This window comes from Zunongwangia endophytica (assembly GCF_030409505.1).
Taxonomy (GTDB): domain Bacteria; phylum Bacteroidota; class Bacteroidia; order Flavobacteriales; family Flavobacteriaceae; genus Zunongwangia; species Zunongwangia endophytica.
Genome location: NZ_JAUFPZ010000002.1, coordinates 2402055 through 2418763, shown reverse-complemented (window position 1 = coordinate 2418763; position 16709 = coordinate 2402055). Strand labels below are relative to the sequence as shown.

At 33.4% G+C, this 16709-nt stretch carries 25 protein-coding genes and 1 tRNA gene; 12 read left to right on the top strand and 14 right to left on the bottom strand.

Annotation, left to right across the window (positions count from 1 at the left end; genetic code table 11):
• Positions 1-5 precede the first annotated feature (5 nt).
• From QWY91_RS10515 to QWY91_RS10505, 3 genes are all read right to left on the bottom strand, one after another.
• Complete coding sequence (locus tag QWY91_RS10515; RefSeq protein ID WP_290234705.1) at positions 6-1151, bottom strand: head maturation protease, ClpP-related; 1146 nt, start codon at positions 1149-1151, stop codon at positions 6-8.
• Between the two features lie 71 nt (positions 1152-1222).
• Positions 1223-1765, bottom strand: coding sequence for a hypothetical protein (locus tag QWY91_RS10510; RefSeq protein ID WP_290234702.1), 543 nt, complete (start codon positions 1763-1765; stop codon positions 1223-1225).
• Between the two features lie 11 nt (positions 1766-1776).
• The gene (locus QWY91_RS10505; RefSeq protein ID WP_290234699.1) at positions 1777-2298 is read right to left on the bottom strand and encodes a hypothetical protein; all 522 of its coding nucleotides are present in this window, start codon (positions 2296-2298) and stop codon (positions 1777-1779) included.
• Between the two features lie 101 nt (positions 2299-2399).
• On the opposite strand from QWY91_RS10505, the gene QWY91_RS10500 reads away from it, so the two are divergent.
• Positions 2400-3485, top strand: coding sequence for an AbiH family protein (locus QWY91_RS10500; protein ID WP_290234698.1), 1086 nt, complete (start codon positions 2400-2402; stop codon positions 3483-3485).
• 8 nt (positions 3486-3493) lie between these two features.
• On the opposite strand, the gene QWY91_RS10495 is transcribed toward QWY91_RS10500, so the two are convergent.
• On the bottom strand, positions 3494-4222 hold the full coding sequence (locus QWY91_RS10495; protein ID WP_290234694.1) for an SOS response-associated peptidase: 729 nt from the start codon (positions 4220-4222) through the stop codon (positions 3494-3496).
• An 89-nt stretch (positions 4223-4311) separates the two neighbouring features.
• Here QWY91_RS10495 and QWY91_RS10490 point away from each other — a divergent pair, with 89 nt between their 5' ends.
• The 6 genes from QWY91_RS10490 (at position 4312) to QWY91_RS10465 (ending at position 7949) form a co-directional block, all read left to right on the top strand.
• Positions 4312-4746 (top strand): hypothetical protein, encoded by a 435-nt coding sequence (locus QWY91_RS10490; protein ID WP_290234691.1) that lies wholly within the window; start codon positions 4312-4314, stop codon positions 4744-4746.
• Positions 4743-5126, top strand: a complete 384-nt coding sequence (locus tag QWY91_RS10485) for a hypothetical protein (protein ID WP_290234689.1) — start codon at positions 4743-4745, stop codon at positions 5124-5126. Before QWY91_RS10490 ends, QWY91_RS10485 begins: the two co-directional genes overlap by 4 nt.
• Before the next feature lie 106 nt (positions 5127-5232).
• Positions 5233-5424 carry a hypothetical protein gene (locus tag QWY91_RS10480; protein WP_290234686.1) on the top strand — a complete coding sequence of 64 codons (192 nt, stop codon included), beginning with the start codon at positions 5233-5235 and terminating at the stop codon, positions 5422-5424.
• 5 nt (positions 5425-5429) lie between these two features.
• The gene (locus QWY91_RS10475) at positions 5430-5963 is read left to right on the top strand and encodes a hypothetical protein (protein WP_290234684.1); all 534 of its coding nucleotides are present in this window, start codon (positions 5430-5432) and stop codon (positions 5961-5963) included.
• Positions 5960-6193, top strand: coding sequence for an ABC-three component system middle component 6 (locus QWY91_RS10470; protein WP_290234681.1), 234 nt, complete (start codon positions 5960-5962; stop codon positions 6191-6193). Before QWY91_RS10475 ends, QWY91_RS10470 begins: the two co-directional genes overlap by 4 nt.
• Positions 6183-7949 carry a DUF2326 domain-containing protein gene (locus tag QWY91_RS10465; protein WP_290234678.1) on the top strand — a complete coding sequence of 589 codons (1767 nt, stop codon included), beginning with the start codon at positions 6183-6185 and terminating at the stop codon, positions 7947-7949. The genes QWY91_RS10470 and QWY91_RS10465 overlap by 11 nt, the downstream gene beginning before the upstream one ends.
• Positions 7950-7969: 20 nt before the next feature.
• On the opposite strand, the gene QWY91_RS10460 is transcribed toward QWY91_RS10465, so the two are convergent.
• The 10 genes from QWY91_RS10460 to QWY91_RS10415 all read right to left on the bottom strand — a co-directional run bounded on the left by QWY91_RS10460 (position 7970) and on the right by QWY91_RS10415 (position 12976).
• Positions 7970-8473, bottom strand: coding sequence for a hypothetical protein (locus tag QWY91_RS10460; protein WP_290234675.1), 504 nt, complete (start codon positions 8471-8473; stop codon positions 7970-7972).
• 69 nt (positions 8474-8542) lie between these two features.
• Entirely contained in the window at positions 8543-8935 is a 393-nt protein-coding gene (locus tag QWY91_RS10455) for a hypothetical protein (protein WP_290234672.1), read from the bottom strand.
• Complete coding sequence (locus QWY91_RS10450) at positions 8932-9237, bottom strand: hypothetical protein (protein WP_290234668.1); 306 nt, start codon at positions 9235-9237, stop codon at positions 8932-8934. Before QWY91_RS10450 ends, QWY91_RS10455 begins: the two co-directional genes overlap by 4 nt.
• On the bottom strand, positions 9234-9428 hold the full coding sequence (locus QWY91_RS10445) for a hypothetical protein (protein WP_290234665.1): 195 nt from the start codon (positions 9426-9428) through the stop codon (positions 9234-9236). Before QWY91_RS10445 ends, QWY91_RS10450 begins: the two co-directional genes overlap by 4 nt.
• Before the next feature lie 27 nt (positions 9429-9455).
• On the bottom strand, positions 9456-11153 hold the full coding sequence (locus QWY91_RS10440; RefSeq protein ID WP_290234662.1) for a hypothetical protein: 1698 nt from the start codon (positions 11151-11153) through the stop codon (positions 9456-9458).
• A 214-nt stretch (positions 11154-11367) separates the two neighbouring features.
• Positions 11368-11441: transfer RNA gene (locus tag QWY91_RS10435), tRNA-OTHER, on the bottom strand.
• A 12-nt stretch (positions 11442-11453) separates the two neighbouring features.
• Positions 11454-11684: a hypothetical protein gene (locus QWY91_RS10430; protein ID WP_290234661.1), complete on the bottom strand. Its 231-nt coding sequence runs from the start codon at positions 11682-11684 to the stop codon at positions 11454-11456.
• A gap of 2 nt (positions 11685-11686) precedes the next feature.
• Positions 11687-11884, bottom strand: coding sequence for a hypothetical protein (locus tag QWY91_RS10425; protein WP_290234659.1), 198 nt, complete (start codon positions 11882-11884; stop codon positions 11687-11689).
• 2 nt (positions 11885-11886) lie between these two features.
• Complete coding sequence (locus QWY91_RS10420) at positions 11887-12702, bottom strand: helix-turn-helix transcriptional regulator (RefSeq protein ID WP_290234656.1); 816 nt, start codon at positions 12700-12702, stop codon at positions 11887-11889.
• Positions 12692-12976, bottom strand: coding sequence for a hypothetical protein (locus tag QWY91_RS10415; protein ID WP_290234654.1), 285 nt, complete (start codon positions 12974-12976; stop codon positions 12692-12694). Before QWY91_RS10415 ends, QWY91_RS10420 begins: the two co-directional genes overlap by 11 nt.
• A 125-nt stretch (positions 12977-13101) precedes the next feature.
• Between QWY91_RS10415 and QWY91_RS10410 the strand changes: the two genes are divergently transcribed.
• The 5 genes from QWY91_RS10410 to QWY91_RS10390 all read left to right on the top strand — a co-directional run bounded on the left by QWY91_RS10410 (position 13102) and on the right by QWY91_RS10390 (position 16503).
• Positions 13102-13569, top strand: coding sequence for a hypothetical protein (locus QWY91_RS10410; RefSeq protein ID WP_290234652.1), 468 nt, complete (start codon positions 13102-13104; stop codon positions 13567-13569).
• Positions 13570-13624: 55 nt separating this feature from the next.
• Positions 13625-14041 (top strand): hypothetical protein, encoded by a 417-nt coding sequence (locus tag QWY91_RS10405; protein WP_290234649.1) that lies wholly within the window; start codon positions 13625-13627, stop codon positions 14039-14041.
• An 18-nt stretch (positions 14042-14059) separates the two neighbouring features.
• On the top strand, positions 14060-14887 hold the full coding sequence (locus QWY91_RS10400; protein WP_290234646.1) for a hypothetical protein: 828 nt from the start codon (positions 14060-14062) through the stop codon (positions 14885-14887).
• 212 nt (positions 14888-15099) lie between these two features.
• Complete coding sequence (locus tag QWY91_RS10395) at positions 15100-15738, top strand: hypothetical protein (protein WP_290234643.1); 639 nt, start codon at positions 15100-15102, stop codon at positions 15736-15738.
• A 15-nt stretch (positions 15739-15753) separates the two neighbouring features.
• Positions 15754-16503 carry a hypothetical protein gene (locus QWY91_RS10390; protein ID WP_290234640.1) on the top strand — a complete coding sequence of 250 codons (750 nt, stop codon included), beginning with the start codon at positions 15754-15756 and terminating at the stop codon, positions 16501-16503.
• Positions 16504-16709 lie beyond the last annotated feature (206 nt).

Here is a 16709-nt window from a genome sequence, read left to right as displayed (position 1 = left end):
GTAGATTATTTTATTTGAGAGTAAATTGAATTGTCAAAGTCGATGTAATCGAATTCACCGTCTTTTTTATCTGGATCATTAGCTCCTCCAGTGTGGGAAGCACCTGGTTTACCGTTTAACACAGCGATTTGAGCAGCAAGTGCTGTATTGATGTCTTCCATCGTTGCATTTTCGATGATGTTTTCAACACCTGCAGCGGTTGCAGCTGTACGCATCGCTGTTAAAGCAGCGTTTGTGTTCGCTTTTTCGGCATCGATCGCCTGTTGCCTAGAGTCTTTTTCCGCCTGTAAATCCTGTTCCGCTTTATCTTTCGCAGAATTTGCGGTTTGGAGAGCTAAGGCATCGGCAGCAAATTTATTGTCGATAGCTTTTTTCTGTTCATCATTGATATAGCTGCCTTTGTCGGTGGACGCCAAAGGCGCTCCAAGTACAGCTACCAAATTCGGGAACGAGTTTGGTTTGTTCATGGTATTTGTAATTTTAGATTTAGTGTTTGGGATAGAAAAAGTCATGGCCGCATATTTGCTAACCATATCCTTCGGTTTCAATTGCATGATATCTTCAGGTATCTGGGCTTTCTCTTTTTTAATGACATGATCATAAAAGCCAAGAGATGAAGCTTCATCTGTTGTAAACCAATTGTCTTTATAGTTTAAATATTCTTTTTCAACATCTTCAGCAGTGATACCAAGTCGATCTTCGATTGCAGTACCTAATGCTTTGTCAATTTTTTCTGCAGCTTCAAGTTGTTCTTCGACCTCTTTTTTATTTCCCCAGTAAGAAGAACTAGAGTTATGGATCATTAAGAGGGAATTTTTAAACGCGTGTATCTCATCTCCAGAAAGAAGAATTAAAGCAGCCATACTCGCGCAAATACCGTCGTTATAAGTAACGATTCGCTTTTTGGAAGCAAATATTGCGTTATAAATAGCCTGTCCCTCGAAAACGGCACCACCTGGGGAGTTGATTCTTATATGGATAGTATCCGCATCTTTCTCCAGTTCATTGAATGCAACTGTAAATTTAGAAGCGGTGTTAATCGTTTCATAAGTATCCCAATCTATACCGCCAATTGCTCCATATATAAATATGGTAGCTTCTCTGTCGGCTTCATTTTTTACAATATTGTAATAAGGTGTAGTTTGTGGCAAATCTTTAATTGTTAATCCGTACTATTATGGAAGAACAATATTATAGCGCCACTAGCCTGTAAAAAAGGACATTACAAGCTTCCAGCTAATTGGAAAGCAAGACCACGATTAACCACCGGAAATTCTGCTTCATTTCCTGCAAAATATAATGCAGCTCCATAGCTCTCGTTATTCATACTTAAAGTATAACCTTTTAATCCTGATGGTGCGGGATTATGCAACTCCTCGTAAGTAAATAATAATGGCTGTTCACTGGTACCGTATAAATAAGAGTGCGAATGCCTTGTAATTAAAACAACAACTTCTTTATTATTGTAGGTCTCTAACAAACTTTGAATATTTGCATCTTGTGGAGATAGTGGAAGCGAAAAATCGGTTTTATATATTCGGCTTCCTTTTTGGATTTTAGTCTTATTGGAAAGATTAAAACGTTCCGGCATAAATCGAATGATCATCGCCTGGAATTCTTCTGGAAGATTATTGATAATCGTTAAAACATCCTGTGCCTTAGTAAGATGATTAAATTTAGGGAGTTTCGAAGCTTCGATAATAGTAGCTTTGTGAAAAGTATCAAAATTATCTTCCTGTACGATATTGCAAAGATTCTGGATCATGACTAAGAAAATTACGAAGGGACAACTTGTGAAACTTCACATTTTGTCCCTGCCGGTGTATTAAGGCTAAAATTTGATAATAGGTCTTCTTTTTTGCGCTTAAAATCCCTGTATAAGCTTTCTGTTTTAATATCATCCTCTGTAATATCGTAGAAATCCAAATAGGTACGCATTGATTGTAAAAATAGCTTTTCTTCGAGGTGTCGATTCATGAGCATCATGCGGTAAAGTTCGTCTCTAAACTTTTTGTCGATTTGATCATTAAAAAGCTCTGCATTTTCCCGAGTTATAAAAAGACCATTTTTATCATAGTAGGTTTCGGTGATTTCTACCTCGAAAATTTTAGTGTATTTGCTACGAGTTACTCTTACATCATAATTACGTCCCTGAAGGGACAATACTAAGCTGCCTACGTATGAATTGCGACCTGCAACTATATGATCGCTGCCACAAAGCTTTAGTAGGTATTTATAGACATGATCGGCAACAGGAATTTTTTGAACGATGGAATACTGAGAATAATTTTGGGACATGGATGTAGGATCTTTTCCCAAATATAGGAGTTAATCCAATGTTAAAAAAAGGACAGTAATTTATATATTTACTCTGAACCGTAAAAGTTTCTTTTAAGAACATGTTTGAACATAAAAATATTTTGATTTTGATTGGGAATGGCTTTGATATCGCAAATGGTATGGAAACCAAATTTTCAGATTTTGCTAATAATTATCTAGATAAAATTATTATACCTGAATTAATAAGAGTGCGTAAAGGAGATTGCGATAAATCTCTTATTTTGAGTGATCCTTTTTTTAAGAATTGGAATGCAAAAGGGACTTATAATCTTCCAAATAAAAGTTATTTGTCCTTATGGAATAGCTATGATAATCATGATATGATAAGAAATGAAATACTGAATGATTATAAGAAGTTAAATTTAATTTTAAGAAATAAATTTTTGGCTAAGCTCTATTCTACAGAAAGCAAAAATTGGTTTGATATTGAAAATCTTTATTTTAAAAATTTAATAGGATTAAAGAAATCAGTTAGCGTGCCAGGAAGTAGTATCAAGCCGTTACAGAATTTGAATGTAAATTTTAACGAAGTAAAAACTGCTGTAATAGATTATTTAGCAAATATTGAAGTGGAACTTGATAGATCAATCGCAGGTTTTATACAGCACCATTTAGAAGACTTAGAAAATCTTTATTTTTTAAACTTTAATTACACTAGTACGGTATTAAATTATAAGCATCATATTAGAACCCTTCAGGGTTGCGTGATTAATCATATCCATGGAGATTTTTCAAGACGAGAGGATATAGTTTTTGGTTATGGGAATGATCAAAATTCAGAATACCAAGAAATTAAGTCTTTAGAAATAGACGAGTTTTTGAGATATTTTAAAACTTTTGATTATTTAAATAATTCACATTATGATCATCTACATAATGAGTTTTTGAACAAGTATGAAAATTTTGAAGTTGTAGTTTTAGGACATTCTTTGGGTCAAACCGATAAAACCTTGCTTTCAGAGATATTTAACTCTGCCAGTTGTAAAAAGATTCACTTTTTTAAAAGAAGTGATTTGGCTCATGAACCATCTTTAGTAAGACAAAATTTTAGGGAATTAGGATATGCGGCAAGCAGAATAATTAATAGTGAGGCAGATCTTAGAAATAAAGTAGTCAATTTTGAAGATTCAAAATATTTTCCTTAAGATTCTTTTTAAAATAAACTCCCCTGTTCTCCTTCTTGATCTTCTACTGGTTTAAGGAATTCTGGAGTATTAGTATTTAAATCTCTTTTGTATAAATTGGCTACCGAGTGTGCTTTAAAATTTTCTTTGATAAAGCCATGGTCTACTAATTCTAGGATATTATTATCATTAAGATCTTCACGCAACCATTCGCCTTCAAAATCTGGATCTAAAACCAAGGGCATTCGTTTTTTCTTATTATGAACCTTCGAAAAGAAATCATTAGCTTCAGTAGTGACCAGGCTAACATTCCAATAGTCTGATTTGTATTCATTATATATTCCTGCAAACGTAAATAACTTGCGATTTTCCAAATAGCAGTATTTGGGAACTGCACCGCCTTTAAAATCATCACCTGGGTAATGTGGTTCAAAAAATCCATCTGCTAAAATTAAGCATCTGCGCTCTCGAGCTGCAGATTTGTAAGTATTAGATTTTAGCATTGTTTCTCCACGGGCATTAAGGGTATTATACTTTTTTCGAAATGCACTAACATCATTTTCTCCCCAAGGAGCAATAAGTCCCCATTCCATGGGAAATATTTGTGTGGGATCTTCTATAGGTATGCAATATAAATTGGGGTGAACAAAGCCAGAAATATGATAGTAGGGCTTATATTCCATAGGAACGCTAAATTTTGCACCGGTTATGTTCTTTATTTCTTTAGTCGTTTTTGTAAGTGAAGTTTCGTAGCACATAGGATCATCATTAAAAGAATAGGTAATATAAAATAAAATCGCCAGATAAAAATAATGGAAAAATTCCTAAATTTGGAAAAATTCCAACAATGATACTTGATCTACATGATAATAATAGTAATACACTTACCAGATACCCTATAAACAGGCCATTTATTCAGAATTCTAAATATATAGATTTTGATTTCTATTTTATGGCAACACGGTTTATTGATCATACTGATCAGATATCACTTAAAATTTGGACTATAATTTTAGATGATCAGCAAGGTATTTATTGTTTGCGGACATCACATCTTGGTCATTTTGAACCATGGAAAGAAGTTATTAAAGACAGAATAATAAAACATCTTCACCGAGTTCGTCTTTCCGATATAATACCAACAGTTTTAAAAACTGTTTCTATCAATAAGAAGGATCATATAATTAATTATAATCGCATGCTGGGAGGAAATATGGTTGGTATTGACGGAACTGACCAGATTTACATTAGAGAGAATAATCTAATACGTTTTGAGCTATGAAACCTCACATAAAAATATGGGATGTTCCGCAAAACGGCCATATAGAAGATGATCATTATGGAGTAACTTTCGATTATTTTTATATGGGGCAAAGAGTGGCCGGTGGGCAAATCCATAATAGGAAAAAGCAACCTAAATCTAAACTCGTTGAGCTCTTAATTTATATTGAAGTTATTGATCATCTGGATAAGCAATTTATCCGTAAAGAAAAATCGATAGTATTAAGATCTACCGTGAAATTTCATATTGAGGAACGAATCAAAAACTTTATGCGCGATCTTGATGTTTCTCCGGTCTTTATTCGAGGACTAATGCGCGATTTTGGGGTGTCAACTGATAAATGTAAAGAGTGGGATCAGTTTGAATTTGATCGATTCTGATTATTTAATATTTTTCCATTATCAAATTTATTCTATATTTACTTATCCACTTTTGGAAAATGCCCTACACAATTTAGTTCTTATAATAACTTTTATAAATTTTGTAATGCAAATTTTTAATATTATTGCAGGTATTTCTTCTATTATTTCCTTAGGTATTTCCATATTCGTAGCTAATAAGGTTTTAACTATTAACCAAGAAATTAAATCTATTAATAAAAACAAACAGAAAAATAAAGGTAATAAGCAGAATGTTGAGGGGAATAATAATAAGATGGCTGGAGGTAATTTAGAGTAGTTGTTATGAGCAAAAAGATTAAAGGTGATAATAATTTAATGGCAGGTCGTGATATATACCAAAATTTTCCTGAAGAAGATTATGGTGTTATTGATACAATATTTAATTATGTACTTGATAAAATTAAAGAAGGTAAGTCGGATAAACCTTCCCTGACGAAGGATAAGCTAATTCATATCAATGAAAAAATAAAACTGAATTTTATCAACAAATCTGAAAGGGACGAAGTAAGATTCTATTTTACACAACTTTATTTAAAGATAAATTTTGTTGAAAAAGCTTTCAGCACACTAAATAGTCAAGACCAAGCAAGTATTCATTACTATATACATTCCAATTATAAAAAATTAAAAAGGCAATCTTTAAGGCCAATAAACATTCTAATAGATTTGCCTGAGATATTTGTTCCGAAAAAATATTCTAAGAATCCAAGCTTTAAAAGTATTGCTCAAGGGATTGTATTATTCTTTTTTGATGACTGTACCATTTTCGAAAAAACTAGTTCTGAAGGACAAAACGATTTATTTTCGGAACTATGATTTTACCAACTAAACATGAAAATTTAGAAAGTAATGTGCTTGTTATAGGAGCTGATATTTTATTCCATTTAAGAAAGGATAATTTAGCTATTGAAGAACTTTATCAAAAAATAAGGTTGGAGAAAAGTTTAAACTTAGATGCGTATTATGATATCTTGACATTTCTATGGATGATTCGAGCAATTAAAATTCATAAGGGTATAATTATAAAACAAAACGATGTTTCTTAAAAGATTATTTTCTGAACCAGCAGGACTTTTTAAACCTGTAGCTTTTAGCAATGGCCTAAACTTTATCTACGGGATTAAGGACTTAGATAATCCAAAAGCTTCTTTAAATAGTATTGGGAAATCCACTTTTTTAGATTTAATTGATTTCACTCTATTAGCTTCTTATAATAAAAATCATAATCAAAGACTATTTAAGGCTAAAGAAATTATGACCGGTTATGATATAGTTTTAGAATTTTCTATAGACGGGGTGGACTATCTTATTAAAAGGAACGTAGTTGAGCCAAATTATATAGAGTTTGGTGAGAGTAATGAAGAAACCAAACTTTTTCCAATTAAGACATTAAAAAAAAAGCTCTGTATATTAATTTTTAGCCGTGAAAATTATGATGGATCTTTCGTCTCAGAAAAATGGTTTAGAAGCCTAGTAAGTTTTTATATTAAGATACAAAAATTTAAAAAAGCTAAATTTTTAGATCCAATTAAGTTTATTCAAGAATTAACCGAACCAGAACTAAACGTATATCATTTCTATCTTTTGGGGCTAGATAATCAGATTCCATTTAGGATTTGGGAAAAACGTGTACACCAAAAGAATATAAGCTCTACTATTAAGGAAGTATCAGAATATGTGGATCAAAAGTATGGTTTGCCAGATTTGAAGCAGGCTCAATTAGAGACGAATAGACTAAGGTTAGAAATTAAAAAGCTGTCTAATGCTATTGACAAATTCGAGCTAGGTGAACAATACGAAGATGCTGAAAAGGAAGCTAATAAACTAACAGAAAAAATTAAATCTAATTTATATCAAAATTATGTTGATCACGATAAACTAAAATCCTATCGTGAGAGTTTTGCTCTTCCAAGTAAATTAAATACTAGAAGAATTAAATCGATGTATAGTGAAATTTCCGAAGATTTGGGTTTGAAGATTAAGGAAACCCTCGCTGAAGCAATTGCATTCCGCAAAAAATTAAGTCAGTCTCGCCAGGAGTTTTTAGAAGCGGAAATTGTAAAAATTCAGGAGCATATAAAAACCCGAGATAAAATTATTTCAGATTTAGAAAAGGAGAGAGCAAAAATCTTTTATTTTTTATCTGCTCAAGAAGCTATTACGGATTTAACTGAAGCATTTTATAATTTAAGTGAAAAAAAGAATCAATTAAGTGATTTAGATAGTAATACTAAGTTGCTTCTGGATTTACAAAAAGAATTGAATGAAATAAATGGTGAGTTAGAAAATCTAAAGAATCAGTCAATTGATTATGTCAATCGATTTTCTGAGAGAATTATGCAATTTGCAGAGAATTTTGATAACGTCTATCAAGAGATATATATCAACCAGAATGAAGAATCCCAATTTTCCTTGTTCGGAGGGACTAGGAAGAAAGGTATTTTTGAACTAGATATTTCTTTACCTGACATGTTTGGAAAAGGAAAAAATCAAGGGAGAACTTTAGTATATGATTTGTCGATTTTAATTGAAAATATAGTCAACACTTCAAATTTTCCAAATTTTTTAGTTCATGATGGTATCTTTGATGGGGTTGATAAAGCCCACTTCATTTCCGTTTGCAAGTTTGTTCAAAACCTTGCTAATTCTGGTACCAAAATTCAATACATAACAACAATTAATGAAGAAGGAACTCTTGATGAAAAGTTTGGAGAGAAGGATTTTGTTAATTCCGATTTTATTGAGAAAAATTCAATTTTAACTTTATCTCCGAAAGATAAATTATTTCGTCAAAATTTTTAAACAAAAAACTTATTTAAAGTTTAGTAGTTTTTTCGTAATTCTTCTCCTATTCTATCAAATGCAATTTCGTATCTGTAATTAACTTCTGATATTCGGTTGAAACCTTCCGTTGTGTCATCGGTTAAAAGAAATTCACCGCATAACGATCTGAATTCTATAATCTGTTCTGCTAATTTTCTATTAGAAAGTCTTTGAGTTATTAAATTCAATTTTCTTATATTCTCACTACATTTTTCATTCACTTTTTCATCGAAAGAGACGGGAGAATTATTATTCTTTTCTGCATTTATAATATCTAATAGGTGCAGATTTGTGAATCTAAGCAGATTTAGCATTGTTTCTTGAGCTTGCATGCAATTTTCTCTTTCTAGTTCTTTTACGATTAGATTGTTTTTAAAATTTTCAATTCTTATTTGATTCCTAGAGTTACCTTTATTTGTGATTAGGGTAGCAATAATACTTGAAGAGGCCCCGACAATAGTACCAACTAATGTCCATATAAATCCATATAGTTCAGAATTCATTAGATTTAAATTTTAATATGTGAATACTTTTTTTCAATAATGTTAAATAATATTCACATATCAAAAATATTATTTAATCATATGCGAATTAATACTAAGCCAATTCAGATCCTTTGCTTGTGGAAGTTCCTCGTAGATCTCATTCGATATTTTATTTGCTTTTACTTTTTTAAGTTGATTGTCAGTTTTATCTTGGAATAGCATCAATGAATCAAATGCTACAAAAGCCTGGTAAACTTCCAGATTTAACGTATTACGTATCGGGATATTCCTACGGGTAAAACGCTGCGCGATCATCCGGCGATAGCCATATAAAATGGAGTGGTGAATATGCTGCTGGCTTTGATTGTTGGTATGACACAAATGCTCTAAAATAGCATTATACACCTGTGCAGCTTCATTCATCACTTTTAAATCATCCTGGCTTAGATTTTTTATTGGGATCTGGCTTGTGATAATCATAATAGCACCTTTTTAAAATGATGTGAACGCTGGCCGTTGATGTAAAATAAAAGCACCTGTGTAGCTTGTTGGATGGGATGCTGCTTTACTCGGTTCTCCATGGCTTCAGCAATTTTGTAGATGTCCTGATAATTATTGAACTTTAGAAAAGAATACCAAACCGGGTTATTTCCGTTGAGTTTTAGATTTTCATGGCCATTTTTTAAGCAAATAACCATTCTCACTTTACTGCAGCGCTTGCAATAGGTTTTATTGGCGGCACCACAACGGCATTTTATACTTTCTTTTACGGCGGTTTTCATATTGCAAATACTATTTTAGAATTAATTCCTTCAGTTAATAAGATCTTTTGATTGCTAGAAAGAACTTTCAAAAGTTCTCTCGTGCGGGGTAAGGAAATACTGGCAGCTTGTGCCAGGCGTACTTCAGAAATTCCGCTGAAGTTTCCCGTCTTCCTCGAATTTTCTTTTACTAGTTTGAGTAACTGTTTCATTTCATTATTCATTTTAAGCGTTATTATTTAAGCGAAATATTTTTCCATATTTTCTAGTTCAGTTTTGATCAGCGCATTTATATTGCTGTACACTTCGCGATTGCAATTGTATTTTGCGTAATCGTAAACTTGTTGTAATTCGATACGACCATTGATAAATTTTCGAATCTGTTCTCGTGCCTTTTCGGTATCTGTCTTATGGCGAAGACTTTTTTCTGCCTGTATTCTTCGTTTTTTGTAGCTATCTACTTTTTCCTGATCTAGTTTAAAGAATCGATAGGCGTACTCGAAGCTGTTATTTTCTTTGTAAGTAAATGCAGGATCAAAATATCGGCTAGGGTAGAGTGGTTGCCAATCTTTGTGATTTTGGCTGTATTTTCTTACCTGGCGTAACACTTCGATTGCTTTTTGCCATTGGCTGAACATGTTCGGTTTACTAAGAGTTTGGCCATTGAAGTTTTGAAATTTCTCTTTTAGCCAGATCTTATAGGCATTTACCCAACTCCCGGGATGCACATCTAAACTCGAGAATAATACTTCAGCATATTTAAAAATATCCTGTATCGCCAATTCCTTAAAATCTTCAGGATGCATTGCACCGTAATAGGCCTCTTGCTTTGCAATTTTAGCGGCCAGCGGTTTGTATTTTTTGTAATTCCCGGCAGTAAGATCTTGCGCCAGTTCGGTTTTATCGAGCAAAGAAGCAGTTAATACAGCCGAAAGTTCATTTTTTTCGAGCGCGTCGGTGAATTTTTTTTGTGGATTCACGGTGCGATTGTCTGGAGCATCGCAAATTTTTCCATCTTGCCTTCTCGGTGTTCCAGTAGATTTTTTAGTACAATGTTTATTCGCTGGCGCGCTAGCGACAGCACCTTTATCCCTATACTTATTCTTTTCTAAAGACTGTATTCTACTAGATACATTGTTATGGCGAACTTTCTTCGTTTGTATCTCCTTAAAGGATTGATTTCCATTCGCAGCAGATTTTGGTTTTCCATTGTCGGTAAGGCTCAAAACTTCCTCAGAAAAAGCGATTTTAAGGGGCCTGTTTGATCCATGATATTCATAACCGTTAAGTACTCCAGCTTCTTCTAATCGTTCTCTGTGGGCTCTTATAGTCTCTACAGTAACGGGCAGGTTCTTCGCTCCATCACGTTCAGCATCGATAATTTTATTTGGATAAAGCTCTAGCTTCGGTAAGTCTCCAGGAACATGCACTTGTAAGTTGTTCCTAAGTTTTTTACGGTTAAAAAGCTGCATGTTGTATTGATGTAAGAACGCCACGAAGTACTGCTTGCTCTCTGGTCTTACCTCTTGCAAAAGTTTTATTTTCCTTATTTGTGGCCCATGCTTAAGATTATAGCGTTCAACTGCCTCGTTGTATTTTTCAGCAGGTAAGGATTTGTGCTGTTGCTTCCAGATACTTTCTTCCAATCGCTGCTCTAAAGAAACCATCGCTTTTCGACGGTGGCTTATTATACGGCTATTGTAGTGTTTAACTTCTAAATTAAGTTTACGCACTTTAGCGTTGTATTTTTCAATACGTCTGGAATAAAGCGCGATAGATTCGCGAATATTTTGAGTGGTAAGAATCGGGTGTATGTACTGCTTTGTATCTGTATCCAAAGCGGCCTGTGTATTTTTTTGGCTATTTTGGTTGAGAAGCCCATTGAGCTTCAGTACATTATTATTGAGTAAATTTCCTATGGATTTAGGGTTGCTCATAACATAACTCTTAAGTTTAAAAATAAGGGTGAGTTATCCCACCCCGATTTTTTCGGGTTTTTAAAAAATCCAAATGCAAGCCGGGTTTCAGAGTCAACTGTCCCGGCGGCATCTGGAGAGGGCAAAAAAGCCTCTTTAATAATTCCGATCGGCATTTTTTGCCTATGACTGCCGATCGGGTTGAAGTCAAGTTATTACACTTGCCTCCTCGGTGTGGAGAAGACAGGATTCGAACCTGTGTGGATTCCAAACAAAATGCTTAACCTATTAGACATCTTCCTCTTCTCCTTTTTTGGAACCTTAAATTCCGTTCATTATTTGTGAGATCATCATCTCTTCGTTGCCTTCGGCCCATTCAGGACCAAGTTGCTCGGCAATGAGCTCTTGGGTTGTTTTCCTTTTTTTCTGGGGCGTAATTGGTTTATTATATTTTGCTAGTTTTTCACCAATCTCAGCATATAGCACACGCAACTGCTCCTCGGGTAGGGCCGAGAGCAGGGGAGTGATGCTATGTGCTGTTAATTGGCTCATGGTTAATTATTGAAATAATGGTTGTGATCTGGTTTAAAGAATGACGCCAGTTTCAAAGCATAGTCTCTCTTCTGCTTTTTAAAAGATGCTACTACATCTTTTTGTTCTTGCTCATTAAAATCATCGTTCAGCATTGTGGCGTTGATCTGGAGATCGCAGCGCTTCATCATACTTCGATAATATCTGGCGTCATTTCTCATCTTTAACTAAAACTAACCTTATGAAAAAATCCTGTTGCACGTTGCTTTATAGCAGCGATCATCAAACTGGTTCTGCTGTGTGTTCCAGTTTTTATAAAAAGTTCTTTTTTATGTTGGTTGTAAGTGCTAACCTGTATGCCCATTTTAAAGGCAATTGCAGTATCCTTGTAATCTCTTAGCATCATATCAAGCATTCTAATTTCCCGATCTTTTAAAGGAGATCCGTTTAGATGGATTTTTTTAAACTGGAGGGAAATACAATTTTCTTCGTGCCTGTAATTTTCTGGTGGTTGTAAAACCTCTCCAATCAAATCTGGCTTATTATCTAGGCCTCCATACATAAAGTAGGTGTAAAGCTCTACTCGTCTTTTAAAGGGTAGGTGGATCCCAAAATATTTATTAATTACTTCTCTAGCCTCGTTATTGCTATTAAAGGCATTGGCAAGAATCATAAATTTGTCACGGGGTAAGTTTTGGAAATTTTGAGAGTGGCCATTTTGCAACCATTCTACTCTCTTACTTTGTGGGATACCATAGAACTCGATCCCATCATCTTTTTGTAATAAACCGGCAATTAAATGTTGCGCGTTTTCATTGGGTTTTGTAGTTTTGACTTTCATTTGATATTTATTTAAGCGTAAATATTTATGTGAAAAGCCCGTAGTTCCCGCTTCGGGCTTTTTATTTATGTCGTATATCATGACTGTGGCAATGGTAGTTAAGATCACAAAAGCGATAACGGCCAGTATCATAAGCCTATCGGCATAACTAAGCCGATCTTTAAGGATCACTTTTATTTTCACCCATTTACGACGCATGCGAAGCTTGTTTTTTGGCAGTTGCTAAAACATCTGCTCGTTCTTCGTTTTCTGCAGCTCGCTTTTGTGTGAGGTAAGGCACATAAGCGAAAATGGCATCTTCTACTTTTTTATTTGTCACCTTGCCATTAAAAACCATGCTTATATAATCTACGGAGTAAGATTCCCGATAACGGTTTTTAATACCCTGCTGCGTGAAATAATCCTGAAGCTTTTGGATATGCTTCGAGCCAATTATTTCTTTCAATTCTATGGTTTGTTTTGGCGTTATCATATAATTCTACTATTGCCAAAAACCTTCTACTTGTGTATATTTGGTTTTTGGTTCGTGTTATTGTTTGAACAAATATAGGTGATAATTTTCAACAATTACAAGGAATAGGTTGAAAATTTTCAATAATGGAAAATATTTTAGACATATTTACAGCAGTTGCAGAAGCTGAAGGGTTGAAAATTGGTTCCTTGGAAAAGTCCATTGGTGCCAGTAAAGGCGTGCTTTCAAGGGCAATCAATAAAGGAACGGATGTTCAATCTAAATGGCTATTTGCTTTAGTTGAAAAATATCCCCAATATGATTATCAGCAAATGCTGAAGGGAGAATTTTCAACCCATACGAAAACTGAAACCGAATCTGAAAAAAATTTGCCCGTACCCTACCAGGGCAAAAATGATATAAGCAATCTAGAGCTTAGAAAAGATCTTCATGCGATTAGCCAGGGAATGATCAAAAATTTTGAGACCATAAGCGAAGGCGTTTTTGAAACTCTAAAAGGGCAACAAAAGATCCTTGGTTTTATTAAAGAACTTGAAGCTGCAGATATCGCTAGTGCTACCAAAAATCTAAGTGAATTTTTGGCTAAGAAATAATACAATATTTACAATATGCACAAGGATTAAGCTTGTGTTTTAATTTAGGTAGGGAATGGATAGACAATACTTCGATTTTTTAATTCAAAATCCACAATTTGATTATGTGGATTTTGATCCAAATATGAAATGTCCATATGTTTTTATTAATAGTTTAGAGAAGAGGTATAATGCGATAGTTCGAATTGATAGTGAAAGAACCTTATTTAGAATAAATGATCCAAAAGGATTGCCATTGTTTATAGAAAACGGTCGCGATGGATATTCTTATAGGACAAATGTAAAATGTGGAGACGTTATTTTTCATGATGACAGCTTACCAGAAATTAACAATTTATCAGAAGAAACTTACTTGGCTAGTCTTAATAGTTTTGAAACTGTAGATGAAAAAGGCTTTAAGATTCTAGTTATGCGTAATTATGATAATTGTAAAATTTATAGGAGTGATAGCAATAAAATCGAAACGCTATAATAGGGCAATTCTTAGCAGATGAGCAATTCCATAGAAATTAATGCATTGGTAGACCAAACGCTAGTTAGTTTATATAATGTATCTCATCCAGATGCATATATAGATTTAAGAGAATTGATCCCACATAAATTTAAAGTACAGGAAAGGAATAAAATCGATGCGGTACTGCAAATATTGATTAATGAAGGATGGATCAATACCGCAAACGATACTGAATATCGGGTTAATTTGAATGCTGAAGGGCGTAGAATATTCAAAGAATATGGATCCTATTCGTCCTTTCTTAATTCCAGGATTAAAAGCCAGACATTTAAAAGAACAACTACAAAGTTCAAAGAAATAATTAAGATGTTAGCTACCATAGTTTTTGGTGTTTCTACTTTGGTTTTAGGATGGCTAAATTATAACAACGATAATACCATCGATGAACAAAAAGATAAAATAACCGAATTGGAATTGGTTATTGACTCACTACAGACAAATAGACCAATATTAATCAATCAAAAAAAGGACAGTTTATTAATGAGTTCCTACCATGATCCAAAAGTTGAAATGATTGAGCTTTACAAGAAGGGAGAGGAGTTTAAATCTATCTCGAGCAGACAAATTCGCAATATTGTAAATAAAGCTCACGTAATTGTAGAAAACTATCCTAGAAGTGAAAAGTCAGTTAGATATATAAATAATGCATTGGAAAGTCTAAACCAGTATGATAAAGAGGAAGGTTACGATGAAGAGGACTGGAATATTTATGTTGCAGATGTGAAATTTGCTTTTACGAAAGGAGTAGCAATGTGGTTGAATGCTACACCGGGTTTTAATTTAGAGTTGCCAAAGATAGATTAGGGTATTTTATCTCTTGGAAAATAGTTGCTTTTAGTTACCAACACTTAGAACTTCTATTTTTCAAATTGTTTTTCGATTTGCTCCTGTTCTTGTTGGGTGTACAAATGTTTGTTTTTAAGGTAAATTAAATAGGCCTTTAGCCTTTGCTGTTGTTTCAAATCTCATAGCAGGGTTGATTAATACAAAAGGAGTAGGGCCAAATCCAAAATACTATGAGGAGAATTTTACTCGTTTTTTCGATTGTTATTTTTTTACCAAAGTTTTCCGTGGCGCAATTCGAGATGCGGGGAGATGATAATGGCTATGTGTATTTTATGCATGAAAAGGAAATTGATGGAAGCCAGAATGCTTTGCGTAAAACTTTGTTACAATGGTTTGTAAGTAACCACGATCCAGATGAAACCTTAAAAATAATAGAGAACGATTTTATTATTGGCGTCATTGAAAAACCTGTAACCGAAGTTTATGGCGATGTTCGCTTAAGTGGTGTAATAAAGTACAATATCATACTTAACCTTAAAAAGAAGGATAAGGTTAGGATCTGGATGAATAACGTACAGTTTAGGTCACCCTATGGAGGGGAATATGTAAAGGTCTATTATGCAGCGGAAGATATGCCGATTAAAGATTTCACTGTGAATTTTTACAAAATGATAGGAGATCTGGAGAATCAACAAGAGCGGGTAGCAGCATTAAATTTAATAGATTCTGTAGATGCTTTTGAAAACCATTATAGAAAAGTGATGAAGCTAAGGCGAGAAGTTTTTAATCCAGTTTCTATGGCACTAATCGAAACGGCACAAAGCATAGATGAATTTTTAGAAAATAATACGAGTAAAAATGAGTGGTAGTAAAAATAGAATCTCATGTTGAACAATACCATAGTTTCCTTAAAGGATAACTTATATGAAAAAACTAAAAATCCATTCTTAGGAACCTATATCTTAGTTTGGTTGGTTAGAAATTGGGAGTTGGTTTTTACGATTCTCAATTTTGATGATGATTATAAGCTAAGTGATAAAGTTGAATTTGTCAAGTTGTATTATTTTGACCATGGATTTTTATTGGGATTACTCATTAATATTGGTTGGACTTTTTTGGTTTTAATAATAACATATTTACTGCTAGCATCATCCAAACTTATTTCAAACGCTTATGAAAATATTATATCGCCCTGGCTTTCTAAAAAAATAGATTCAAAATTAGTAGTGCCAAAAGAGAAGTTTGAAAATCTAAGAGAGGAAAGAAATGACCTACTAAGTTATCTACGAAGAGAAAGAGACACTAGGAAAGTTCTTGAAGACCAAATTACACTTCTAGAAATTAAAATTAAAGATGATAAAATTCTTAAAGAAGAAAGAGTTTTTAAAACTTTCCATAGACTGGAAATAATGGAAAGATTTAATCACTTTTTAAGTATAGCCGCTAAAATACACAATCAGCAATATTTGGATGATGAAAGTGATTTGAGTGTATATTTAGCATTCGATTTACTACAGCATGTAAAAAGTGATAATATCAATAAAAAATATAGCTATAGTTTGACTGAATTAGGAAAAAGGGTTTGGAATGAAATTATGTTTAAAGAGACTAATTACTATGAAGAAAAATTATAAGCCGAACCTAAAATCGTACCTAGAAAAGTAAATAAATATAGAATTTAGAACACGTAAATTACTGATAATCAAAAAATATTAAGGGTTGAACACAGTGTTGTAGTACTTAAAATCCAATGAACAGCAACGTTCGTGCGGGTTCAAGTCCCGCTCCGAGTACAAAGACCCTCTTTATCTTATTGATTTAGAGGGTTTTTTGTTTTTAG